The 24418-nt window shown below is 46.4% G+C and carries 19 protein-coding genes; 12 read left to right on the top strand and 7 right to left on the bottom strand.

Going from position 1 to position 24418, the window contains the following annotated elements:
* Window positions 1–11 precede the first annotated feature (11 nt).
* A complete protein-coding gene (locus HPC38_RS05755) occupies window positions 12–2684 on the bottom strand; it encodes a PqiB family protein (protein ID WP_208120330.1) in 2673 nt (890 codons plus the stop codon).
* Complete coding sequence (locus HPC38_RS05750; protein ID WP_208120329.1) at window positions 2665–3933, bottom strand: paraquat-inducible protein A; 1269 nt, start codon at window positions 3931–3933, stop codon at window positions 2665–2667. The genes HPC38_RS05755 and HPC38_RS05750 overlap by 20 nt, the downstream gene beginning before the upstream one ends.
* Window positions 3934–4120: 187 nt before the next feature.
* On the opposite strand from HPC38_RS05750, the gene proQ reads away from it, so the two are divergent.
* Window positions 4121–4783 carry an RNA chaperone ProQ gene (proQ, locus tag HPC38_RS05745; RefSeq protein ID WP_208120328.1) on the top strand — a complete coding sequence of 221 codons (663 nt, stop codon included), beginning with the start codon at window positions 4121–4123 and terminating at the stop codon, window positions 4781–4783.
* Window positions 4784–4864: 81 nt separating this feature from the next.
* A complete protein-coding gene (prc, locus tag HPC38_RS05740) occupies window positions 4865–6892 on the top strand; it encodes a carboxy terminal-processing peptidase (RefSeq protein ID WP_208120327.1) in 2028 nt (675 codons plus the stop codon).
* Between the two features lie 47 nt (window positions 6893–6939).
* Here prc and znuB read toward each other — a convergent pair whose 3' ends face one another.
* On the bottom strand, window positions 6940–7722 hold the full coding sequence (gene znuB / locus HPC38_RS05735) for a zinc ABC transporter permease subunit ZnuB (protein WP_208120326.1): 783 nt from the start codon (window positions 7720–7722) through the stop codon (window positions 6940–6942).
* Between the two features lie 3 nt (window positions 7723–7725).
* Entirely contained in the window at window positions 7726–8520 is a 795-nt protein-coding gene (gene znuC / locus HPC38_RS05730; RefSeq protein WP_328805243.1) for a zinc ABC transporter ATP-binding protein ZnuC, read from the bottom strand.
* 213 nt (window positions 8521–8733) lie between these two features.
* Here znuC and mepM point away from each other — a divergent pair, with 213 nt between their 5' ends.
* Window positions 8734–10299, top strand: coding sequence for a murein DD-endopeptidase MepM (mepM, locus tag HPC38_RS05725; protein WP_208120325.1), 1566 nt, complete (start codon window positions 8734–8736; stop codon window positions 10297–10299).
* A gap of 51 nt (window positions 10300–10350) precedes the next feature.
* On the opposite strand, the gene htpG is transcribed toward mepM, so the two are convergent.
* The 3 genes from htpG to HPC38_RS05710 all read right to left on the bottom strand — a co-directional run bounded on the left by htpG (window position 10351) and on the right by HPC38_RS05710 (window position 13281).
* The gene (gene htpG / locus HPC38_RS05720) at window positions 10351–12231 is read right to left on the bottom strand and encodes a molecular chaperone HtpG (protein ID WP_208120324.1); all 1881 of its coding nucleotides are present in this window, start codon (window positions 12229–12231) and stop codon (window positions 10351–10353) included.
* Between the two features lie 111 nt (window positions 12232–12342).
* Window positions 12343–12987, bottom strand: coding sequence for a DsbA family protein (locus HPC38_RS05715; RefSeq protein WP_208120323.1), 645 nt, complete (start codon window positions 12985–12987; stop codon window positions 12343–12345).
* Between the two features lie 24 nt (window positions 12988–13011).
* Window positions 13012–13281: a YihD family protein gene (locus HPC38_RS05710; RefSeq protein ID WP_208120322.1), complete on the bottom strand. Its 270-nt coding sequence runs from the start codon at window positions 13279–13281 to the stop codon at window positions 13012–13014.
* A 12-nt stretch (window positions 13282–13293) separates the two neighbouring features.
* On the opposite strand from HPC38_RS05710, the gene mobA reads away from it, so the two are divergent.
* The 9 genes from mobA (at window position 13294) to HPC38_RS05665 (ending at window position 24418) form a co-directional block, all read left to right on the top strand.
* Entirely contained in the window at window positions 13294–14472 is a 1179-nt protein-coding gene (gene mobA, locus HPC38_RS05705; RefSeq protein WP_208120321.1) for a molybdenum cofactor guanylyltransferase MobA, read from the top strand.
* 3 nt (window positions 14473–14475) lie between these two features.
* Window positions 14476–15861, top strand: coding sequence for a DHA2 family efflux MFS transporter permease subunit (locus HPC38_RS05700; protein WP_208120320.1), 1386 nt, complete (start codon window positions 14476–14478; stop codon window positions 15859–15861).
* 153 nt (window positions 15862–16014) lie between these two features.
* Window positions 16015–17613, top strand: a complete 1599-nt coding sequence (locus HPC38_RS05695; RefSeq protein WP_208120319.1) for an ABC transporter substrate-binding protein — start codon at window positions 16015–16017, stop codon at window positions 17611–17613.
* A 319-nt stretch (window positions 17614–17932) separates the two neighbouring features.
* Window positions 17933–19528, top strand: a complete 1596-nt coding sequence (locus HPC38_RS05690) for an ABC transporter substrate-binding protein (RefSeq protein WP_208120318.1) — start codon at window positions 17933–17935, stop codon at window positions 19526–19528.
* A 96-nt stretch (window positions 19529–19624) separates the two neighbouring features.
* Window positions 19625–20635, top strand: a complete 1011-nt coding sequence (locus HPC38_RS05685) for an ABC transporter permease subunit (RefSeq protein WP_208120317.1) — start codon at window positions 19625–19627, stop codon at window positions 20633–20635.
* Between the two features lie 22 nt (window positions 20636–20657).
* The gene (dppC, locus tag HPC38_RS05680) at window positions 20658–21560 is read left to right on the top strand and encodes a dipeptide ABC transporter permease DppC (protein WP_208120316.1); all 903 of its coding nucleotides are present in this window, start codon (window positions 20658–20660) and stop codon (window positions 21558–21560) included.
* Between the two features lie 12 nt (window positions 21561–21572).
* Window positions 21573–22556 carry a dipeptide ABC transporter ATP-binding protein gene (gene dppD / locus HPC38_RS05675; protein WP_208120414.1) on the top strand — a complete coding sequence of 328 codons (984 nt, stop codon included), beginning with the start codon at window positions 21573–21575 and terminating at the stop codon, window positions 22554–22556.
* Complete coding sequence (locus tag HPC38_RS05670) at window positions 22549–23544, top strand: peptide ABC transporter ATP-binding protein (protein WP_208120315.1); 996 nt, start codon at window positions 22549–22551, stop codon at window positions 23542–23544. Before dppD ends, HPC38_RS05670 begins: the two co-directional genes overlap by 8 nt.
* A gap of 91 nt (window positions 23545–23635) precedes the next feature.
* Window positions 23636–24418: a glycosyltransferase gene (locus HPC38_RS05665; RefSeq protein WP_208120314.1), complete on the top strand. Its 783-nt coding sequence runs from the start codon at window positions 23636–23638 to the stop codon at window positions 24416–24418.

The raw sequence follows: 24418 nt of genomic DNA, 5'->3' as shown, positions 1-24418 counted from the left end.
TGCCTTTTGCACTACTGCGCAGCCCCTTGATTCCACTGTTTGGAATTATCAGGCAATTGCTGTTGGAGCAAGAAGCGCTGATTTGGCTTGGCCATTGGTTGCACCACTTGCCCTGACGGCGTGCCGAAAGTGATACCACCTTTCAAGAACTGCTGCATACTGCCTGTTTCAAAAGCAAAACCTTTTAGCCCCACATCAAAGCTATACCCCGATGAGATCCAAAATTGCGAGTTGTTGCGCACCAAATGCTGGTATTGATTGCCGATAATCACATCCACCAACACGCGATCACCGAGCTGACTCAGGCGCATTTTTTTCACAATCCCCACTTCGACGCCGCGGTACTGCACAGGCGACCCTTCAGAGAGATTGAAGGCGCTAGTGGTTTCCAAAATCAACGGCAAGCCTGTGGTAAATTTCGCCGAGAGGCTTTGCTGCTGGTGCAAGGTGAACGTTTTGCTGCTAGCACCTTGCCCGATTTGCACGTCGATATAAGGTTGCAAGAGGCTGTCGATATTTTCAATCGCACCAGCAGAGATTTCAGGTGAAATTACACTAAATCGGCTGCCTTTTTTGCTCACCAGTGCGTAATATTGCCCTTGAATCAGCGCGCGTGCTTGAATGCGATTGTTTTTGCTATCCAACGTGAGTGCGCTCAATTCCCCGATCGTCAACCCCTTGTAACGCACAGGCATGCCAACGCTTAAATTTTTGGCATCTTGGGCGTAGAAAACAAGTTCATTGCCCGCTGATTGCGCCGCCGTTTCATTGTTAAACAGCGTGCTGGATTGATTAGCCGCGCCGATGTTGTCAAAGCTGATGGCGCCTTTGAGGGTGCGCATCACAGGGCTTGCCTGCACGCTGACCCCTTTCGGTGAAAGATCCACTTTGGCGGCACTTTCGATCCAGAATTTTGAACGCTTGGTAAGCAAAGTGCGGTACGGCTTATTAATAAACACATCAATCACAAACGCATTTTGTGTTGGGCGCACGTTCAGAATGTGCCCAACAGGGAACTGTTTGTAGAGCACCAGTGAGCCTTTATCAACCCCTGCGAGGGATTGCGCTTTGAGTGTGATGGTCGGTTGCAAATTACTACTGTCAATGCCTGCGTTGGCATCGTCCACATCTTTATACAATGGGTAGGTTTTTAGTGGCTCACCTTGCCCTTTGTCTTGCGCCATAGCCACTACGCGAATGCCACCTTGCAGCCATTTTTCAGGCGTGGCAGCATTGAATTGAATGCCGTCGACCCCAATTTTGACATCCAAATTGGACGCCGCGACAAATTTGCTGTTGGCATGAATTAGGTGGCGGTATTCTTCCGCGATCGCCAGCTGGAATTCCACGCCGTCAATCGACACATCACGTTTGGCGATTTCACCGATACGAATGCCATTATAATAAATCCCTTGTCCGACATTGACATTGTAGGTTTCAGGTGCTTTGAGGTTGAGCACCAACGTATTGGGCAGGCTGAGCAATAATTCCGATTGTGTGAGCACTTTAAAGTACTCTTGCGCTTCGCCGCCCTCGCCTTGAATCAAGGTGAAAGAAGGACCCGCGAGCAGTTTATCTAGGCTGTTGAAACTCGCTGAGCTAAGTGAATTTTCATTAAGCACAATTTTAGTCGAACTTTTAAGCAGCTTTTTCATATTTTGATTTAGCAATAACTGGCCAGCGACATAGTGGCTTGGTTTATCGCTGGTATTACTGTCAAGGCTAAGCAAAGTGCCAACTTTGAAATTTTGATAATATACTGGCGTGCTGTTGACTTTCAGCCCTGGGATATTCGGGATTTGCACGTCCACAATAATGCCACGTTGGGCGGCTTTTTGGTCGGCGTAAAGCGTGAAGGTGGCGCCACTTTCAGCGGGCGTTGAGTCTTTCGGGGAATCAAATGACACGCCGCCCATGATCATGGACGTGACACTATCCACATCCACGCTAATGCCAGAAAGGCTAACATCTGCTTGAATGCCAGAGCTATTCCAAAAGCGGGAGTTTTCTTTCACCAAATGCACATAAGGCTTTTGGATCACCACATCAATTTCCACTTTTTGTTGATCTTGCAAAAAGCGATAATCAGCAATGGTGCCCACGGGCATTTTGCGGTAATAAACCGACGCACCCGAGGAAATCGAGCCGAGGCTGTCGGCGAGCAGGTGGATTAATATATCGCCTTGATCCAGCTGTGCCATTGGCCCTTCAGATTCGGCGACAAATTCATCGGCGCTCTCTCCATCGCCAGGGGAGAGGGTAATGTAGTTACCCGAAACTAAGGCGTCTAGACCAGATACACCAGCAAGTGAAGCGCTGGGTTGCACCAGCCAGAATTTGGTGTTTTCGCGCAAAATCGTTTTGGCGGCGGTGTCGATGCTGGCGGTGACTTCAATTTGTTTTAAATCATCGGTAAACCGCACTTTTTTCACGATCCCAACTTGCAGGCCTTGATAGCGAATCGGCGTTTTGTTGGCGGTGATACCCGCGCCGTTAGTGAAATAGATCGTGATGGTTTCTCCACGCTCATCCAAGATGCGGGCAAACAGCGCAATGCCAATAATCAGTGCCACAATCGGTAGCAGCCAAAACGGCGAAATGCTGCGTAAACGGCGAATGGTCGCATTACGCGGTTTATCCTGCGGCGCGGTTTTGGGTTGGGAGTCAAGCTTGTTGTCTGTCATAGAGTTTCCACAAAATTCGGCTGTCAAATTGCTCGGCGGCAATCATGGTTAAAAATACGGCTGCGCCAAAATAAAAGGCGGCAGGGCCGACGGAAAAATTAATGATCTGCCCGCGGGCAACCAGCGACATCATCAAAGATAATACAAATAAATCTAACATAGACCAGCGCCCAACAAAATGCACAAAGTGCAACAGTTTCATTTTAAAATGAATATGGCGCGCGTTTTGCCGATGGACACTGAGCAGCAGATAAATCAACGCAAAGACTTTGCTAAAAGGCACAAAAATACTGGCGGTGAACACTACGAAAGCGACAAAATAGCTGCCTGCTTGTAAAAAAGACCACACGCCTGAAATCAAGGTGTCGCCACTGGCCACGCCGTTGAGGTAAATGAAGGAAATCGGCAGTACATTGGCAGGAATGAGCATAATCATGCCCGCAATCAGCGCCGCCCAAGTGCGTTGCAGTTTAATTTTGTCGTTGATGTCCAATAACGATTCGCAGCGCGGGCAATAGGTGCGCCCGCGGGTGTCTTTCACACCTAAGTGCTCTTCGAAGGCAAATTCACAGCAGTGACATTGGCGAATGGTGCCTGTGACCGCACTTTTATCGCGCGGATAGTGAAAGCGTGGGTAAAATTCGTTCCACAACGCCAGTGGGTTAATTTTGATAAACAGCAAGGTGGTCAAAAGTGCGGTGAAGACAAAGGCTGTGAAGTAAATGTCGATATGCAAATCGGCATATTCACGCACTTTAAATGCCGCCACGCCAAGGCTGACGAGATACACATCCAGCATCACCCACGGCTTGATGTAGCCAAGCATTAGCAATAAATTACGCGGGCGGTGGTCAAAGCGTTTAGCTAGCCACAAAAACAGCACCAGTGAGGCAAAGCACAGTGGCATAATAATCGCGCACAGTAGCACCATAAAGCCCGTATACACATCGCCGCCCACGGCAATATTCCATGCGCCACTCCACACTGATGCGTGAATCGGCACGCCGAGCAAGTCAATGCTGAGCAGCGGAAAGGTGAAAGCAAAAGGCATCAAAATTAAAATTGACAGCGCAATAATGGCACAACGATCTAAACTCCAACGGCTGCCCGAACGCAATAAGTGCCCACAACGCGGACAATCGGCGCTTTGCTTGCCGTGTAAACGAGGAATATCAACAAGCAAGTCGCACTCCTCGCAGCGCAGCAAATGGTCGTTTTCGGTTCGGTAAAATCGTGCGCTAATGGCCATATCTCCCTTGGTTTTATTGCTCAGTAGTATAATACAATCTCAAATTAATGACTATGCTGAAGATAAAAGTGCGGTTTGTGGTGCAAAACGCCACTTTGTATTGTCATTGTGAGCAAATTTACGCTAGACTATGGCACTATATTTCTCTTTTGTGAATTCATATTCGATCATTGCACAGGAAGCATTAATGTCTGACGAAATTCAAAACGCGCAAGCCAGTGCCGAGCAGGCTAGTAGTGCGCCAACTCAAAATTCAAAATTTGCCAACCAAAAAGCAGTGTTGGCGTATCTCAACGAAAAATTTCCACGTTGTTTCACTCTTGAAGGTGAGGCTCGTCCGCTGAAAATTGGCATTTTCCAAGATTTAGCCAATGCGCTGGAAGGCGATCAAAACGTGAGTAAAACACAAATTCGCCATGCGTTGCGTCACTATACATCTAGCTGGCGTTATCTTTACGGCTGCAAAGAAGGTGCTGTGCGCGTTGATCTTGACGGCAATGATGCAGGTGCCTTGGAGCAAGAGCACATTGAGCATGCTCAAGCTGAGTTAAAAGAGGCGAAATCCCGCGTAGCTCAGCGTCGCGCTCAGCAAAATGCGAATAAAAAAGATGAACGAAAAGCCAAAAGTGCGGTCAAAACCGTGAAAAAACCACGCCCAAACAAAGCACCGAAGGTGAACTTAAAGGCGGTACAAGCCGACACACTCGCCAAAGGCGAGGCGGTGAAAGTGAAAGTGGCTGAGCGCATTAATGACGCGGTAGTGCTGGATGTAATGAAAGATGCTGCTAAAGTGCAACTCAATAGTGGCATGACACTCAATGTGCCATTTGAACATCTATATCGCATCTAAACCAACATGCATCGCACTTGGTAACGCCAAAGTGCGGTGTTTCGTTATTGATACGTAAAAAGTAATGACAAGGTAGTCGTAATGAAGCTCAAAAAACTACAGCTTGGGTTGAATGCCCTTTTGTTAGTTTCTTTTTTCTCGTTTTCGCAGGCGAGTTTAGCCATTAAACCTGCGATTAAATATGAGCAAATTAAAATGCCCGAAATGGGCGAAAGTCAGTCAATTGCAGCTAAACGTGTAACAGCTCGTTTGACACAGTCACATTATCGCAAATTTAACTTGGACGATGAGTTCGCTAAAAAAATCTTCACGCGCTATCTCAATTTTTTAGATTACAGCCATAACACCTTTTTGCAAAGTGATGTAGATAAATTGCGCCAGCAAGCTGATGAGCAACTGACACAAGGGCTGTATAACGGGGATTTGACCCTTGCGCGCAATGCGTATCAACTGATGGCGCAGCGTCGTTATGAGCGTTATAAGTATATGCTCTCCTTGCTCGACAAAGAGCCCGATCTCAACGGCGATGATCAAATTGAAATTGATCGCTCTAAAATGACAACATGGCCAAAAGATGAGGCGGAGCTAGATAAACTGTGGTTGTATCGCTTTAAAAATGATGTCATTTCTGAACGGCTGAAAAATAAAAAATGGCCAGAGGTGAAAAAACGCTTAACCAAGCGCTACAATCTGGCGATCAAACGTTTGACACAAACCAAAGCTGATGACATTTCTCAGCTGTTTTTGAATTCCTTTGCGCGTGAAATTGACCCTCATACCAGTTATCTTTCGCCGCGCAGCGCGAAAAGTTTCACCGAAGATATGAACCTTTCCCTTGAGGGCATTGGCGCCACCTTACAATCAGAAGATGATGAAACCGTGATTCGCTCACTGGTACCAGGGGCGCCGGCGGAGAAAAGCAAACGTCTTGCACCTGGCGATAAGATCCTCGGTGTGGGGCAAGCCAAGGGCGAGATTGAAGATGTGATTGGCTGGCGCCTTGATGATGTGGTGGATAAAATCAAAGGCAAAAAAGGCACCAAAGTGCGGTTAGAAATTCAGCCCGCCAAAGGCGGACGCACTAAAATTGTTACCCTTGTGCGTGATAAAATTCGCATTGAAGACAACGCGGCTAAGCTTGAAATCAATAAAATTGATGGTAAAAATATCGGCGTTATCAAGATTAAAAGTTTCTATATTGGCTTGACTGACGATGTGCGCAAGTTGTTACTTGATGCAGAGAAAAAGAAAATTGCTGCACTGGTGATTGATTTGCGCAACAACGGCGGGGGGGCCTTGACGGAAGCGGTGGGCATGAGTGGTTTATTTATCTCCGATGGCCCTGTGGTGCAGGTGCGCGATGCGTATAATCGCATTCGCATTCATCAAGACCCTGACAGCACGCAAGTGTACGGCGGGCCGCTGGTGGTGATGATCAACCGTTATAGTGCCTCAGCCAGTGAGATTTTTGCCGCCGCAATGCAGGATTATCACCGCGCATTGATTTTAGGGCAAAAAACCTTTGGTAAAGGCACCGTGCAACAAAGTCGCCCACTCAATTTTGTTTACGATATCAATGAGTTGCCTCTAGGTTTTATTCAATACACCATTCAAAAATTCTACCGCATCAATGGCGGCAGCACGCAAATTAAAGGAGTGGAGCCTGAAATCACCTTTCCTGAGCGCATCGACACCAAAGAAAACGGTGAAAGCAGTGAAGATAATGCGTTGCCTTGGGATAAAATCCCCGCGGCGAATTACACCGCGATGGCCAGCGAAAAGGGCGCGATTGATTATCTCACCCCTCGCCATGAAAAACGTATGGCCAATGAGCGTGAGTTTGTGGAATTGAAAAAAGATTTGGAAATCCAACAAGCGCGTGCTGAGCGCAAATTTCTCTCGCTTAACCTTAAAGTGCGTAAAGAGGAAAACGACAAAGACGACGCGCGCCGCTTGGCAGTGTTGAATGCGCGTTTCAAAGCGCAAGGTAAAAAGACGCTCAAATCCATTGATGATTTGCCGAAAGACTACGAAGCGCCTGATTTTTACGCCACTGAGGCGGAGCATATCGCAGCTGATTATGCGCAGTATCTTAGTGAGAAGAAATAACCGCACTTTTAAAAGCCTGCGTGATGCAGGCTTTTTTATGACAAGTGTCAGGTTTGGCGTTTAAACAGCGACAGCGCAAACATCGTCGCTGCACCAATCACAATAGAGGGGCCAGCGGGCGTGTCGTAAAAGGCGGAGAGGGTCAAGCCGAGTGTGATGTCAAGTGCGCTGATGACAAAGGCGAAGCCCACCATTTGCTCTGGTGTTTGCGCAAAACGGCGTGCGGTAGCAGCAGGGATAATCAACAGCGAGGTGATAATAAGCGCGCCGACAAATTTCATGCTTAATGCAATGGTCAGTGCGGTGATAAGCACAATTAACAAGCGCGCGCGCTTGACATTGACCCCTTCCACTTGTGCCAGTTCTGGGCTGATAGTGGTGGACAGAAAAGCCTTCCATTGCCACAGTAAAATGCTCAGCACAATCAGCGCGCCTGCGCCAACCCAGCGTAAATCATCATAATCAACTGATAAAATATCCCCAAAGAGATAAGACATTAAATCCACCCGCACGTTTTGCATCAGAGCAATCGCCACCACGCCTAAAGAGAGCGCACTGTGGGCGATGGTGCCCAAAATGGTGTCAAGTGAATAGCTGGTGTGATTTTCAAGCCACACCAGTGCAACAGCAATGATAAGCACCATAATCACCACTGCAAGGTACGGATTAAGCGAAAAAAATAGCCCCAACGCCACCCCCAGCAAAGAGGCGTGGGAGAGCGTGTCGCCGAAATAGGACATTTTTCGCCACACCACAAAGGAGCCTAAGGGCGCTGTAATGGTAGAGAGCACCATGCCACATAGCCAGGCGGGAAATAAAATATCAAACATCGCTTAATCCTTATGTTGACACACTGTATTGTCGTTTGTCGGCTGGCTATTGGCGCAGCACACATCGCCGTGTAGGTTGTGTTTGTGGTTGTGATGGTGGGTGTAAAGCGCAAATGTTTGCGCAAATTGGTCACCGAAGTATTGAATAAATTGTGGATGCTCAGACACCGCCTGCGGTGTGCCAGCGCAGCATAAATGCTGGTTGACGCACAACACATGATCGGTGTTGGCCATGACGATATGGAGATCATGAGACACCATTAACACAGCGCAGTTGAACTTGGATTTACTGTGGTTAATTAGCTGATAGAGTTCGGCTTGGCCGGTGATGTCCACCCCTTGAACAGGTTCATCAAGCACCAGCAAATTCGGGCGATTTAGCAATGCACGCGCCAGCAGCACCCGTTGCATTTCGCCACCTGAAAGTTTGTGCATGGTTTGATTTTTCAAATGGGCGATTTTTAGCTCGTCTAACACATCATCGCGTGCTTGCTTGTTGCAAAAGCGGTTAAGTGAGAGAAATTTTTTGACGGTGATCGGCAATGTTGGATCGAGGTGGATTTTTTGTGGCACATAGCCAATGCGCACTCCTGTGGCGTGTTTCACCCGCCCGCTGCTGGGGCTAATGAGCTTGAGTAGCACTTTCAACAAAGTGGATTTACCGCCGCCATTGGGTCCAACGATGGTGGTGACGGTGTTGGGGAAAAGCCTGAGATTAATATGGCTTAAAATGGTTTTGTCGCCGACCATCACCGTAATGTCTTGCAATTCGATTAAAGGAGAAGGTTGAGTTGTCACCGCACTTTGCCTTGTGATAAAGAAGGAAGAATAGCTGATTTTTGTCTTACAGACAATACGTTGCTTATTATTACACCAGTGTTGAGTGATAAATCAACAATTGCACCGCACTTTAGAACTTTTGCTCACAATTTGCTGTCATAACACTATCTTTAATTAGGCGCGGGGCTGACTTTGCCGTAAAATAACCGCGATTAACTAAGAGAATATACAGTGAAGAATGTTATTTTAGCCCGCGATCGTAAACGTCGACAGCGTAACCGCAAAATTGCTTTTGTGACGCTGTTCGTGTTGTTGTGGGCGAGCGCACTTTATTTTCTCTACCCTTCCTTGTTTTCACCCAATGAAAATGCGCCCAGCGCCGATCACCCGACCGAGTATGTCGCCACAGAAGATCTCGTGCCGAAAACGGCGCAAAATGCCCCTGCGGGCGCATCTGAGCAAAGTGCGGTTGAAGCCCGATCCGATGCGGAGGAAAGCGCTAGCGAAAATGCTGACAATCAACCGAATCAAGCAACTGATGGTCAGACGAGCGAGCCAGACAACAAAGCAGATTTAGTGCAAAGTGATGATAGTCAAGATAGCGAAGACGATGGGCTTTCTGATAAGGACGATGAGGTGGAGCCAGGGTCGGAGAACTTGACCGACAACACGGACTTTTTGCCACCAGAGGCGCAAGATGCCATTGATAATCTGATTGACGCAGCAGATCAAGCTTGGCGGATTAATAATCAGTTTAGTGAAACGGTAGTCGGCGGCGAAACGCTGCAAGATATTTTAGAGCAGTCAGGTCAGGATCCAAGCGTGGCGAAAGCGTTGGTTAAGCAATATCCTGAGTTGAAAAATTTAAAAGCAGGGCAGCAATTTTATTGGATTTTGGATAAAAACGACCAAGTGGATTACATCAACTGGTTGGTGTCCGACAAGCAAGAACAGATCTTCCAGCGCCAAGCCGACGGCAAATTTAAGCGTCAAATTTTAGAGAAGAAAAGTGTCTGGAAAACGGAAGTGATCAAAGGTGAAATTTCAGGCAGCTTTTCTAGCAGTTTGAATCGCAAAGGGTTGTCGCTGCGGCAGATTAAGTTGTTGTCTAATGCGCTGCAATGGCAGGTGAAAATGCGTGAGCTGCACAAAGGCGACAAATTTGCCATTTTGATGACGCGAGAATACCTTGGTGATAAACTGACAGGGCAGGGCAAAGTTGATGCCATTCATGTGTTGCATAATGGTAAAAGTTATTATGCGATTCAAGCGGCGAATGGTGCATATTTTAATGTGAATGGGGAAACGCTCGGGCGCGGTTTTGCGCGTTATCCACTCACGCGTCAGCCACGTATTTCGTCGCCGTTTAATCCTTATCGTCGCCACCCGATCACAAAACGCATTTCGCCACACAAAGGTGTGGATTTCTCGGTGCCGTTGGGCACCCCAGTGATTGCGCCAGCCGATGGGCAAGTGGTGAAAGTGGCCTATCAAGCCCGTGGCGCGGGGCGTTATTTGGTGCTGCAACACGGGCGCAATTATAAAACGGTCTATATGCACCTTAGCCGCACGTTGGTTAAACCAGGGCAACAAATCAAGCGTGGGCAGCGCATTGCGATTTCAGGTAATACGGGGCGCTCAACAGGACCGCACTTGCATTATGAATTTCATATCAATGATCGCCCTGTCAACCCAATGACGGTGAAATTACCAGGTAACAATGCTGGCTTGCCAGCGAAAGAGCGTAAAGCCTTCTTGGCAAAAGCGAAAAAAGTGGTGCAGCAGTTAAAACTCTGATGGCGAGATAAAAAAAGTGCGGTTAAACCGCACTTTTTACATATTGGGCTGTTAACCTAATAGTTTGTTCATACGTTTGATAAACGCGGCAGGGTTTTCCAGCGCACCACGTTCTGACAGGAGCGCTTGGTCAAGCAGCAATTCCACCCATTCGGCGAACTCGGCTTCGTCGCTGATGTCGGCTGTGCGTTGCACCAACGTATGTTCAGGGTTCAGCTCGAATGTGTATTTCACCTCTGGCACTGCTTGCCCTGCGGCAGCGAAAAGTTTCGCCATTTGCGTAGTCATTTGATCATTGTCGGTGGACACAACAGCTGGCGTATCACTTAAGCGGTGGGTTAAGCGGACATCTTTCACACGATCGCCTAAGTAGCCTTTGACACGCTCAATGAATGAAGCAAATGCTTCGTCTTTGGCTTTTTGCGCGCTTTCATCTTCTTTATCGGCTAAATCGCCCAAGTCAAGATCCGATTTCGTGATGGCTTGCAGTGGTTTGCCGTCAAATTCGGTCAAATACCCCAGCATAAATTCATCAATGCGATCGGAGAGTAGTAGCACCTCAATGCCTTTTTTATTGAACAGCTCTAAGTGCGGGCTGTTTTTCGCGGCAATGTAGCTGTCGGCGGTGAGGTAGTAAATCGCCTTTTGCCCCTCTTTCATGCGAGAAATGTAGTCTTCTAATGACACAGTTTGTTCGCTTGAATCATTGTGCGTGCTGGCAAAGCGCAGCAATTTGGCGATCGCCTCTTTGTTGGCAAAATCTTCTGCCACACCTTCTTTGAGCACCAAGCCAAACTCCTTCCAAAATGCGGCGTATTTTTCTTTGTCTTGGCTGAGTTTTTCCATCATGCCCAGCGCGCGTTTGGTCAGCGCTTTGCGCAGCGCTTGGGTAACTTTGTTGTCTTGCAAAATTTCACGCGAGACATTCAACGGTAAGTCATTGGAGTCGATCAACCCTTTCATAAAGCGCAAATAATTCGGCATAAATTGCTCGGCGTCGTCCATAATAAATACGCGTTGCACATAAAGTTTCAAGCCGTGTTTGTATTCACGGTTAAACAGATCCCACGGTGCTTTTTCAGGCAAATAGAGCAGGTTGGTGTATTCTTGCTTGCCCTCCACGCGGTTATGTGCCCACAGCAGTGGCTCGTTGAAATCATGGGAAATGTGTTTATAAAATTCTTTATATTCGTCGTCGGAAATCTCGGATTTATTGCGGGTCCACAGCGCTTGCGCTTTGTTGACTTTTTCCCATTTGACACCCGTTTCTTTACCTTCATCGTCAAATTCTTGCACCAGCAATTCCACAGGTAAATCAATATGATCAGAATATTTATTGATCACCTCACGCAGCCGCCAATCATCTAAGAATTCCTTTTCATCTTCGCGTAAATGCAGCGTAATTTCCGTGCCGCGCTCGGTTTTTTCAATGTCCGCGACTTGGTATTCACCCTCACCACTGGATTCCCACAGCACGCCTTTGTCCGCACTTTCACCCGCTTGGCGGCTTTTCACGCTGACTTTATCGGCGACAATAAAAGCAGAGTAAAAGCCAACCCCAAATTGCCCGATGAGATTGGAATCTTTGGCATTTTCAGCACCGAGTTCGTTTAAAAAGGCTTTGGTGCCCGATTTGGCGATGGTGCCGAGATTATCGATGATTTGCTCACGGTTCATACCAATGCCGTTGTCGCTAATGGTCAGCGTGCCTTTGTCTTTGTCGGCGCTGATGCGCACGCGCAACTCGCCGTCGCCTTCATACAATTCAGGCGCGCTCAGCGCTTTAAAGCGTAACTTATCCGCGGCATCGGAGGCGTTGGAAATTAGCTCGCGTAGGAAAATTTCTTTGTTTGAATACAATGAGTGGATCATCAATTGCAGCAGTTGCTTCACTTCGGATTGAAATCCACGCGTTTCTTGATTTTGGCTCATAGTTATCCTCTTTTTTAACAGCTATAACGCAATAGATATAAGGTTCAAATTCACGATTTCAAGGGCAAAAAGAAACCCACCAAGCGGTGGGTTTAAAAAAGTAAAGTGCAGTTAGTTGTTAAGCAAGTAGAGCACGGTTTGGGCATAATGCTTGGCGAATTGCTCAAGGCCTTTTTCATCACTTAAGTCAAATTTGAAGCCCTCGACCAGCAATTTTTGGTTGCCGTTGACAAAAAAGGCGGGCACGCCTTCAATTTGCTGTTTGTATTGCTCAAAGGCTTGATTTTGTTGGTTTACCCAGCCGTTGACGGCAAAGCTGTTGATGCCGCTATCAAAACTTTCAGCGCTCACGCCTGCGTCGATAAACACTTGGCGGATGTCGTCCATCGAGTTGATTTTGCCTGCTTGGGTGGCTGTGAACAGCGCATCTTCCACTTCGCGGGTGGTGTTGGAAACATTGGCAAACGCCCACGCGCGACTTAAGTTTTCAGATTGGCGCCCTAAGAAGTTCACATGATATTGCACAAACTCTGCACCCTCAGGCAAACCCGAGCGCACTTTTTGTGGGATTTTGTATTCTTGTTCAAACGCGGCGCAGTGTGGGCAGTAAAAGGAGAAAAACTCGATCACTTGCTTATTCGGGCTGCGCGCTAGATCAACGCTTTGATACTGCTCGCCTTGCTCTGGGGTGAAATCGCCCGCCCAGCTTGGCAGTGAAAAGAGGCAGGTAAGCGCCATGACAATCCATTTTTTCATTGCATATCCTTATACTATTGTTGCTTAATCTTTCAAAATGCCGCGGGCTTTTAAAAGTGCGGTTTTGAAATCGTCTTCGTAGTCTTTTTTGATACCTGGGATTGGTGCGTGTTTGTCGGTGCCGGCCATTTTTAAATGATAGATAATCACTTCATCGGTCAGCTCCGCTACAGGTTTGTCAAAGCCTGCTTCGTTGGCGATTTTTTGCAAAATTTCGGTTAAGTGCAGGTCTGGGTCTTGTGACCAATACGGCTGGAGCAACTCTAATACTTCATTTAAACGATGACATTTCATAACGTGTCCTATATGAATAACTATTTGGTGATCAATGGGGGCGATGATACCATTGAACGAGGCAATTCTAAAGAGAGATTGATGAAAATGAACGCAATTGATGCTGTCATTTTGTGCGGCGGGCTATCTCGGCGCATGCAAGGTGAAGACAAAGGCTTGCAGTTATTGCACCAAAAGCCACTGTTTGAGTGGGTTTATGCGCGCCTCAAAGGGCAAGTGCGGTCGGTGAGTATTAACGCGAATCGCCACCTTGAACGCTATGCCCAAAGTGGCTTGCCCGTGATAAAAGACGAGCTAGATGGCTTTTTAGGGCCGTTAAGTGGCATGCTCACAGGCTTGATGCACGCGCAAAGTGAATGTGTGCTGTTTGTGCCGTGTGACGCGCCTTTTTTGCCCGATGATCTTTGCGCACGATTGTATGCCCATATACAGCAAAGTGCGGTTGATATTGCCTATGTGAGCGACGGCGAGCGAGAGCACCCCACCTTTGTGCTGATGCGTCGCAGCTTGATTCCTTATTTACAAGATTATCTCTTCGGCGGCGGGCGCAAGGTGCGTGATTTTATGCAGCGCCAGCGCTACACTGTGGTAGATTTTAGCGATCAAGCCAGCCGCTTTGCCAATATTAATTACCCCGAGCAGTTGCGCGCGCTTGACCGCACTTTGCCTGCACAAGAAGCCACCTTGCCAATGCTTGGGATCAGTGGTTACAGTGGCAGCGGCAAAACCACTTTGTTGGAAAAATTACTGCCCGCGCTGACCAAGCGCAAGCTGCGGGTGAGTGTCATCAAGCATACCCACCACCACATTCAAACGGATAAACCTGGCAAAGACAGCGCGCGCATGACCGAAGCCGGCGCCAAACAAGTGGCGGTGACGTGCGATCAACGTTGGGCGATCATGACTGAAACGCCTGCGCCGATTTCGCTTACGCAATTAGGCAGGCAATTTGACCGCACTTTGGCTGACCTGATTTTGGTTGAAGGGTTTAAGCATGAGCCAATTGATAAAATTATGGTCTATCGTCAAGGGTTAGACAAAGCGCCGCCCGAGCAAGACGCCCATGTGGTAGCCATTGCCAGTGATGTGCGCTGGCAGGCCAAGCAAAGTGCGGTTTGGCTGGATTTAAATGACATTGAAAAGATTGCCGATTTTGTGCTTGACTGGTGGAGAAAGGCAACGCAAGGATAGCCTATGCAGAAAAACCAGCAGGGATTAGCGTGGGTGGCCTCTAGTGCGTTATTTATGCAAACGCTGGATGCCACCATTTTAAATACCGCTTTGCCTGCCATTGCGCAAGATCTGCAACAATCGCCGTTACAAATGCAATTAGCGGTGATCAGCTACGCCCTGACAGTTGCGTTATTTATCCCACTGAGTGGCTGGTTGGCCGACAGGTTTGGCACGCTGCGAATGTTTCATTTCGCCATTGTGTTGTTTGTGCTCGGCTCGGTGTGTTGCGCCATGGCATGGCACTTAGATATGTTGGTGGCATCACGTGTGTTACAAGGCTTAGGCGGCGCGTTGCTTATGCCCACCGCACGGCTTTCGATCATCAAATCGGTGCCACGCCATGAAGTCTTGAGAGTATGGAATATGATGGTGATGGCAGGCTTAATTGGCCCGATTATGGGGCCTGTATTAGGCGGCTGGCTGGTGACTTACGCCAGCTGGCATTGGATCTTTCTCATCAACATTCCCATCGGCATACTCGGATTGTGGCTGAGCACACGCTTTATGCCCAATTTAAAAAGTGCGGTTGTGCGCCTTGATTGGCGTGGATTTGTGCTGTTTGGCTCTGCGTTGGTGGGGTTGACATTGGGGCTGGATATGTTTGCCTCAAGCGCCCATTCGTTGTGCTGCGCTGGCGTTGTGTTCGCGCTAGGGCTGATACTTTTGCTGGGCTATTATGCTTACGCCTCGCGGGTGGAAATGCCGCTGTTGAGCTTTGCACTGTTTCGCTACCGCACTTTTGCCATCGGTACGCAGGCTAACTTGATGCTGCGCCTGTGCGGATCTGGCGTGCCATTTTTGTTGCCGCTGATGTTGCAAGTCGTCTTAGGTTATTCCGCTCAATTCGCGGGCTGGCTGTTGGTGCCGATTGCGGTAAGTTCCATTTTATCCAAGCCGTTAATGCGTCCGTTGCTGGTGCGCTTGGGCTATCGCACTGTGCTGCTATTATCCACGCTAATGTTGTCGGTGAGTTTATTGCTGTTTGGGCTGATGTCGTCACATACGCCACTTGCGTGGCTACTCGTTGCACTAGTGCTTTATGGTGTGGCAATGTCGATGTTGTTTACTGCTACCAATACGCTAACCATTAGTGAATTTACCGATGAAGAAAATAGCGAAGGCGCAACCTTGCTGAGCGTGACCCAGCAAGTGGGGTTAAGTTTGGGCATTGCGTTTGCGGCGGTGGTGCTCAATATTTATCTTTCACTTTATGGGCAAAGTGCGGTGCTCGGTGCATTCCATGCGACTTTTTTCACTGTGGCGGGCTTGTGTGTGGTGCAATTGTGGATTATTTCACGCCTTAAACGAGATGATGGCGCGAATATGAATTGCCAAAAGATGAAATAATGGGCAGTTGCTAAATCAGCGCAGCTGTATTACATTGTTAGAACATTTAGTTATAATCAAGATCGATTAGATATTTTCACACCGTCGTGATAAAGGCTATCTTGTTTCGCAGGATTAATGTCTTCATAATTTATGGAATTCCGAGGGGGAATAATGAAACTGAGCGCAACACTCTCTTTAACCGCACTTTTGGTAGCTGTGAGCACTGGTGCACAGGCGTTAGACAAAGATACATTCATTAACTGTACCAGCCGCGCACCTGGTGGCTTCAGCCCAGCATTAGAAATGGACGGTATTTCCTATAACGCAAGCTCACAACAAGTTTATGAGCGTTTGGTGGGCTTTGTGCGTGGTACTACAGATTTAGAGCCTGCCTTGGCGGAGAGCTGGGACATCAGTGATGATGGATTGGAATATACTTTCCATTTACGCAAAGGCGTGAAATTCCATTCTAACAAAACCTTTAAACCAACCCGTGATTTCAACGCCGACGACGTGTTGTTCTCATTCAACCGCCAATGGAAAGAAGATAATCCATACCATAACGTTTCCAAAGGAACTTATCCGTACTTCAATGCGATGAAAATGAGCCAATTGCTCAAATCTATCGAAAAAGTCGATGATTACACCGTGAAATTCACGTTGCAATATCCGTTTTCGCCATTTTTAGCAACCATTGCGATGGATTTTGCGTCGATTTATTCTAAAGAATATGCGGATAAAATGCTCAAAGCAGGCCAGCCTGAAACTATTGACCGTGAGCCAATCGGCACCGGCCCATTTGTGTTTGACGGCTACAAACTGGATCAAGCCATTCGTTTTTCTGCCAACGAAGACTATTGGCGTGAAGTTGCTCCAATCAAACGCTTGATTTTTAGTATCACGCCCGATGCCACCGCCCGCTATGCCAAATTGCAAACGGGGCGCTGCGATATGATGGATTTCCCGAACAGTGCTGATTTGGAAAAAATGAAACACGATCCGAAAATTCAAATGATCGAAAAAGAAGGGATGAACGTGTCTTACATCGCCATGAACGTGGAAAAAGCGCCGTTTGACAACCAAAAAGTGCGTCAAGCGTTGAATTATGCCACCGATAAAGATTCTATCATCAAAGTGGTATATCAAGGGGCGGGGAAACCTGCAAAAAACCCACTGCCACCAACTGTGTGGGGCTACAACGACGCGATCAAAGACTATCCGTTTGATTTAGATAAAGCCAAAAAATTGCTCGCTGAGGCAGGTTATCCTGATGGCTTTGAAAGTGAGCTATGGGTTCAGCCAGTGGTGCGTGCTTCCAACCCGAATCCACGTCGTTTAGCCGAAATTTTGCAAAATGACTGGGCAAAAATTGGTGTGAAAGTGAAACTGGTCAGTTACGAATGGGGTGATTATGTTAAACGCTCTAAAGAAGGCTTATTGACTGCAGGCATTTTCGGCTGGTCGGGCGACAACGGTGACCCAGATAACTTCTTTACGCCGCTGCTGAGCTGCGCAAGTGTGGGTTATAGTAACTATGCACGCTGGTGTAATAAACCATTTGATCAATTGCTTGAACAAGCCACTAAGATTTTTGATCAAGCTGAGCGCACTAAACTTTACGAAAAAGCACAAGTGATTGTGAAAGAGCAAGCACCGTGGATTCCAATTGCACACTCAATTACCTCAACCCCGTTGAGCTTGCGTGTGCGTGATTATAAGCAAAGCCCATTTGGTTATAGTTACTTCTACGGCGTACGCTTGGCAGACTAAGATTGACCGCACTTTTGTTATGGCAGCTTCGGCTGCCATTTTTGACTCAGAAAATTAACAAATTTCTAACGGATCAATCGTTAGTTGCTATTTGGTATTTAGGTTAAATAGCAAAGTGCGGTTTAAGCAGTGCAAAAAAAATCCTCGAATTTGTAGAAAATTATCCCGATTTTTTGACGAACCTTCAATTTTTAACAATTAGTTATGTATAAATATTGTTAAATAAGTCAATTAATGTTATCAATGAAGACAAGCACATGCAAAGCCTGCGCTTATTTACCTAACTTTGATACTTTTTGATTGACTATGGAGTGCATTGATGAAGAAATTAACTACCTTATCTTTAACGGCTATCGCATTTGCGGTGGCGATGAATGCGCAAGCAGACACAAAAACATTGGTTTATTGTTCTGAAGCCTCGCCGTCGTCTTTTAACCCGCAATTGGTCACTGATGGTGCGTCAATTGATGCCAGCGGGCAAGCCATTTATAACCGTTTGACAGAATTTAAACGTGGCACAACAGAAGTGCAGCCGTCATTGGCGGAGAGCTGGGATATCAGCGATGATGGTTTGGTTTACACCTTTCATTTGCGCAAAGGCGTGAAATTTCAATCAAATAAAGATTTCAAACCAACGCGTGATATGAATGCAGATGATGTGGTGTTCTCGTTTGAGCGCCAAATGAATGACAAACATCCATACCACAATGTATCTAACCTCGGCTATGAATATTTTGTGGGAATGGACATGCAAAATATTCTCGACCATGTTGAAAAAGTGGATGACTACACCGTGAAATTCCACCTTAAACAACCAAATGCTCCATTTTTGGCAAATCTTGGTATGGATTTTGCCTCCATTTTATCAAAAGAATATGCTGATACGATGCTCAAAGCTGGTTCCCCAAATAAAGTGGATACAAACCCAATTGGTACGGGTCCATTTGAGTTTGTCAGCTATAAAAAAGATGCGAGTATCCGTTATAAAGCCTTTGACGATTACTGGAAAGGTCGCTCAAAAATCGATCGTTTAGTGTTTGCTATCACTCCAGACGCTTCAGTGCGCTATGCTAAACTGCAAAAGGGTGAGTGCCAAATTATGCCATATCCAAATCCAGCAGATATAGAGCGGATGAAAAACGAGAAAAATATCCAAGTGATGGAAGAAGCGGGCTTGAACATCGGCTATTTAGCATTCAATACGCAAAAAGCACCATTTGACAATGAAAAAGTACGTCAAGCGTTGAACTTAGCGGTAAATAAAGATGCGATTATCGATGCTGTTTTCTTAGGCGCGGCGGATAAAGCGAAAAATCCAATTCCACCAACTATGTGGAGCTATAATGATAGCGTGAAGGATTATCCATACGATGTTGAAAAAGCGAAAGCATTGCTGAAAGAGGCTGGCTTTGAAAAAGGCTTTGATACAGAAATTTGGGCGATGCCAGTTTCTCGTCCATACAACCCGAATGCGCGCCGTATGGCGGAGCTGATCCAATCTGACTGGGCAGCCGTAGGCGTGAAGGCAAAAATTGTCAGCTTTGAGTGGGGGGAATACCTCCAACGTATGAAAAAAGGTGAACACCCAACAGGCTTGATGGGCTGGACGGGAGATAATGGTGACCCTGATAACTTCTTCGGCACATTGTTAAGTTGTGCATCAGCAGAGCAAGGTTCAAACTACGCTAAATTCTGTTATCAGCCGTTTAATGAGCTTGTAACTAAAGCCGTTAAAATTACAGATCAAGCCGAGCGCACCAAGCTTTATGAGCAAGCTCAAGTGGTGTTTAAAGAGCAAGCGCCATGGATTACGATTGCACATTCTAAAACATTCTTGCCAGTGCGCAGTAATGTGAAAAATTATGTGATTGATCCATTTGGCTTACATAACTTTTATTATGTAGAATTAGAATAATGTTTGAATTTAACCGCACTTTTATGGTAAAAGTGCGGTCTTCCTCTTCATTGTCATCCGTTTTATTTACATGACAACTTTCGAGAAAAACGAACTATGTTGCAATTTATTTTAAAGCGTATTTTGATGATTATCCCAACATTTATCGGGATAACATTATTTACATTTGCGTTGATTCACTTTATTCCTGGTGATCCAGTTGAAATTCGAATGGGTGAGCGTGGGTTATCACCTGAAATGCACGCGCAAATGTTGCATCAAATGGGGTTAGACTTACCGTTATATCAGCAGTATTTCAATTATTTAACCGATCTCTTTCACGGTGATTTAGGCATTTCATTTAAAAATAGCCAACCTGTGATTGATGAATTTTTAAGCCTCTTTCCCGCCACTATTGAGCTGGCCACCTGTGCGATTTTGTTTGCGGTGCTCTTGGGCATTCCCATTGGTATTTTAGCTGCGGTTAAACGCGGCTCCGTGTTTGATCACAGCGTAATGGCGGTTTCTCTTACTGGCTACTCAATGCCTATTTTCTGGTGGGGCTTGTTGCTGATGTTGGTGATGTCGGTACAACTCGATTTAACCCCCGTGTCAGGGCGCATTGGCGCAGAATACTGGATAGATGATGTCACAGGCTTTATGCTGGTGGATAGCTGGCTGTCAGGCGAGCCAGGCGCTTTTGCTTCAGCGCTATCGCATTTGGTGCTGCCATCTATTGTGCTGGGTACAATTCCGCTGGCAGTGATTTCGCGAATGACGCGTTCATCTATGCTAGAAGTACTCGGTGAGGATTATATCCGCACTGCGCGTGCTAAAGGTCTTTCTAAAATGCGCGTCATCATTGTGCATGCGTTGCGCAATGCACTGATTCCAGTGGTCACCGTTGTGGGGTTGATTGTGGGGCAACTGCTTTCAGGTGCGATTTTAACTGAAACCATCTTTGCTTGGCCAGGCATTGGTAAGTGGGTGATTGAAGCCATTCGAGCACGTGACTATCCTGTGGTGCAAGGTGCAGTGTTGATTATTGCCACCATCATCATTTTGGTGAACTTATTTGTGGATTTACTTTATGGTATTTTGAATCCACGAATCAGTCATCGCAAATAATTTATGGGAGTGACACAAAGTTATGTCAGAAAACGTGATTGAAGTAAAGTCTGTCGCACCAGAACCGAAAGGCCCTATTGCCGAGTTTTGGTCACATTTTAGCCATAGTAAAGGTGCGGTTATTGGGCTAAGTTATATTGTACTGATTTTTTTAGTGAGTGTGTTTGCCGATGTGGTTGCCCCTCATGATCCTATTTCACAAGCGCGTGATGCCCTTTTATTGCCTCCAGCATGGCTTGATGGTGGCAATTGGAGTTATATTCTTGGCACTGATGATGTGGGACGGGATATTCTCTCACGCCTTATCCACGGGGCACGTTTATCATTATTCATTGGGCTGCTGGTGGTTGGGCTGTCTCTAATTTTTGGGGTAATTTTAGGGCTAATTGCAGGCTATTTTGGTGGCATTGTGGATATTATCATTATGCGCATTATTGATATTATGCTGGCGCTGCCAAGTTTGTTACTGGCGATTGCCATTGTGGCTGTGTTGGGGCCATCACTGATCAATGCCTCGTTCGCCATTGCCTTTGTTTCGTTGCCAAGTTATGTGCGTCTCACGCGCGCGTCGGTGCTCAATGAAATTAATCGTGATTATGTCACCGCATCGCGTGTGGCGGGAGCAAGTGCACTGCGTTTGATGTTTATTACCATTTTGCCTAACTGCTTAGCGCCATTGATTGTACAAACTACGCTTGGTTTTTCTAATGCGATTTTGGATATGGCGGCTCTTGGCTTTTTGGGCATCGGTGCGCAGCCACCAACACCAGAATGGGGCGCCATGTTAGCAGAAGCTTTGCAATTTGTGCAACGCGCATGGTGGGTGGTAACTTTCCCAGGCTTGGCGATTTTACTCACCGTGTTGGCATTTAACTTAATGGGTGATGGCTTGCGCGATGCACTTGATCCAAAATTAAAACAATAAGTGGGGCGAATGATGTCATTACTTGAAGTTAACGAATTATCCGTTCATTTTGGCGATGAGAAAACCCCATTTAAGGCGGTTGATCGCGTCAGTTATCAAATTAAGCAAGGGGAAGTGCTCGGTATTGTGGGCGAATCTGGCTCGGGAAAATCCGTCAGTTCGTTGGCGATCATGGGATTGATTGATTACCCAGGGCGTGTATCGGCAACCGCACTTAACTTTGCGGGAAACGATCTGCTCTCCATTAGCCCAGATCAAAAACGTGAGCTGATTGGCTCTGAAATTGCCATGATTTTCCAAGATCCGATGACCAGCCTCAACCCTGCGTATACTGTGGGTTTTCAGATTATGGAAGCGCTCAAAGTGCACGAAGGCGGCACGAAACAAAGCCGTCGTGAGCGCACTTTGGAGCTATTAAATTTGGTGGGTATTCCTGATCCTGAATCACGCCTGTCGGTCTATCCACATCAATTATCGGGTGGAATGAGTCAACGGGTGATGATTGCTATGGCAATTGCCTGTCGTCCAAAATTATTGATTGCCGATGAACCGACAACCGCACTTGATGTGACCATCCAAGCGCAAATCATTGATTTACTGTTAGAATTACAGAAAAAAGAAAACATGGCGTTAGTGCTGATTACGCACGATTTAGCGCTGGTCGCTGAAGCTGCCGAGCGTATTTTGGTGATGTATGCTGGTCAAGTGGTGGAAGAAGGTACAGCAAAAGAGATTTTTGCGCAGCCAATGCACCCTTACACCCAAGCCCTGTTGCAATCACTGCCAGAGTTTGCTGTGGGAAAATCACGTTTACACTCTCTGCCAGGTGTGGTGCCAGGTAAATATGACAGACCGTACGGTTGCTTGCTTAATCCTCGCTGCCCGTATGCAACGGATGAATGCCGAGCCAAAGAGCCTGAAATGCGCCATATCGGCGAGCGAAGAGTGAAATGTTTCACTCCATTAAATGCGCAAGGAGAGCCTGTTCATGTCTGATGCTCAATTAACACAAACTGCTGATCAAGCCACCTTGTTGCGTGGTATCGATCTCAAAAAATATTATCCAGTGAAAAAAGGGTTGTTTGCACCACAGCAAATGGTCAAAGCGCTTGATGGCGTATCATTTGAGCTTGGGCGAGGCAAAACTTTAGCCGTAGTGGGTGAGTCGGGGTGTGGTAAGTCAACACTGGCGAGACTGTTAACCATGATCGAGAGTCCAACAGAGGGTGAGCTGTATTACAATGGACAAAATTTTTTGGTTAATGATACACAGGTAAAAAAACTCCGCCGTGAGAAGATTCAAATCGTTTTCCAAAATCCGTACGCTTCACTTAATCCACGGCAAAAAGTAGGTAAAATTCTCGAAGAGCCATTATTGATTAACACCAAACTGAGTGCAAAAGAGCGCAAAGCTCGAGTGTTAGAAATTATGGCAAAAGTGGGCCTGCGTGCAGAATTTTATGACCGCTATCCGCATATGTTCTCAGGCGGCCAACGCCAGCGTATCGCCATTGCTCGCGGGCTAGTGCTTAACCCTGACATTGTGGTAGCCGATGAGCCAGTTTCAGCACTCGATGTGTCTGTGCGCGCTCAGGTACTCAATTTGATGATGGATTTGCAAACCGAATTGGGGTTGTCATATATTTTCATTTCACACGATTTGTCGGTGGTGGAACATATCGCTGATGAGGTAATTGTGATGTATCTTGGCCGTTGCGTGGAGCAAGGTACAGCGGAGCAGATTTTCTCTAATCCGCGTCACCCATATACCCAAGCGCTGCTTTCCGCCACCCCGCGTCTTTCCCCTGAGAAACGCCGCGAGCGGATTAAACTCAAAGGCGAATTGCCAAGCCCGCTCAACCCACCAAAAGGCTGCGCTTTCTCTGGCCGCTGCCGCTTGGCGGAGCCCCGCTGCTTTGAGTCCAAACCGCCGCTACGGACCCATGATGACGGTAGCAAAATCGCTTGCTTTGTGGTGGAGTAAATTTCAGCAAAAAACCGCACTTTATTAGTGCGGTTTTTTTTTGAATTAGTGTAGAATGAACACGCTATCTATTATTTTGTATACGTATTTTATGATAAAAAAGTTAGATCCGATTAAGATGCTTTGGATCGGCGAGCGTTTCTCTCGCCTTGAGCATTTGTGTATTTCTTCATTTTTATTCCATGGGCATCCTGTTCATCTTTATTGCTATTCTGAGATTAAGAATGTACCTAATGGGGTGATTCATAAAGATGCAAATCGAATTATTTCAAAGGATAAGATTTTCACTAAAAATGGTTCTTATGCTTTATTTGCTGACTTATTCCGCTGGAAGCTATTGTTTGAACAGGGAGGATACTATTCAGATACAGATGTTCTCTGTCTAAGACCATTTGATTTTGAAGAAGAGGTTATTATTGGACAAGAAAGCACTGATTTCGTGAATATTTCTGTTCTTAAATTGCCCAAAGCACATTTTATTGCAAAAGAAATGCTTGATTCTGCATTAAATCCAAATAAGTTAAAACCTTATGATACCTCTAAAATTAAGCGTAAAAAAATTATCAATAAATTATTGGGGATTAATCGCAGTATTGGTTGGGGAGAAACAGCCGGACCAAAAGCACTTACTCGCTTTCTTAATCATAAAAATAACCCAATCAAGATAAAAGATTTCACTCACTTTTATCCTGTTTCGGCAGAGCATTTTTTATCACTGTTCGACCACACGTTATCAGGTGAAAAACTATTTAAAAACACTTATGCTGTGCATTTATGGAATGAGCTTTTACGTCGGCATAATTTTGATAAAGATGCACCTTTTTTGAATGAGTCTTTTGTTGGTGAACAATATGCACGCTATGGTCTAAAATAA

Source organism: Spirabiliibacterium pneumoniae, assembly GCF_014884995.1.
Classification (GTDB): domain Bacteria; phylum Pseudomonadota; class Gammaproteobacteria; order Enterobacterales; family Pasteurellaceae; genus Spirabiliibacterium; species Spirabiliibacterium pneumoniae.
Note: the sequence above shows the minus strand (reverse complement) of the source record. Positions and strands in the feature narration are given on the sequence as shown.

Coding starts and splice junctions, on each gene's coding strand:
- HPC38_RS05755 (WP_208120330.1), bottom strand. CDS start 2,684: ATGACAGACAACAAGCTTGACTCCCAACCCAAAACCGCGCCGCAGGAT.
- HPC38_RS05750 (WP_208120329.1), bottom strand. CDS start 3,933: ATGGCCATTAGCGCACGATTTTACCGAACCGAAAACGACCATTTGCTG.
- proQ (WP_208120328.1), top strand. CDS start 4,121: ATGTCTGACGAAATTCAAAACGCGCAAGCCAGTGCCGAGCAGGCTAGT.
- prc (WP_208120327.1), top strand. CDS start 4,865: ATGAAGCTCAAAAAACTACAGCTTGGGTTGAATGCCCTTTTGTTAGTT.
- znuB (WP_208120326.1), bottom strand. CDS start 7,722: ATGTTTGATATTTTATTTCCCGCCTGGCTATGTGGCATGGTGCTCTCT.
- htpG (WP_208120324.1), bottom strand. CDS start 12,231: ATGAGCCAAAATCAAGAAACGCGTGGATTTCAATCCGAAGTGAAGCAA.
- HPC38_RS05715 (WP_208120323.1), bottom strand. CDS start 12,987: ATGAAAAAATGGATTGTCATGGCGCTTACCTGCCTCTTTTCACTGCCA.
- HPC38_RS05710 (WP_208120322.1), bottom strand. CDS start 13,281: ATGAAATGTCATCGTTTAAATGAAGTATTAGAGTTGCTCCAGCCGTAT.
- mobA (WP_208120321.1), top strand. CDS start 13,294: ATGAATAACTATTTGGTGATCAATGGGGGCGATGATACCATTGAACGA.
- HPC38_RS05700 (WP_208120320.1), top strand. CDS start 14,476: ATGCAGAAAAACCAGCAGGGATTAGCGTGGGTGGCCTCTAGTGCGTTA.
- HPC38_RS05695 (WP_208120319.1), top strand. CDS start 16,015: ATGAAACTGAGCGCAACACTCTCTTTAACCGCACTTTTGGTAGCTGTG.
- HPC38_RS05690 (WP_208120318.1), top strand. CDS start 17,933: ATGAAGAAATTAACTACCTTATCTTTAACGGCTATCGCATTTGCGGTG.
- HPC38_RS05685 (WP_208120317.1), top strand. CDS start 19,625: ATGTTGCAATTTATTTTAAAGCGTATTTTGATGATTATCCCAACATTT.
- dppC (WP_208120316.1), top strand. CDS start 20,658: ATGTCAGAAAACGTGATTGAAGTAAAGTCTGTCGCACCAGAACCGAAA.
- dppD (WP_208120414.1), top strand. CDS start 21,573: ATGTCATTACTTGAAGTTAACGAATTATCCGTTCATTTTGGCGATGAG.
- HPC38_RS05670 (WP_208120315.1), top strand. CDS start 22,549: ATGTCTGATGCTCAATTAACACAAACTGCTGATCAAGCCACCTTGTTG.
- HPC38_RS05665 (WP_208120314.1), top strand. CDS start 23,636: ATGATAAAAAAGTTAGATCCGATTAAGATGCTTTGGATCGGCGAGCGT.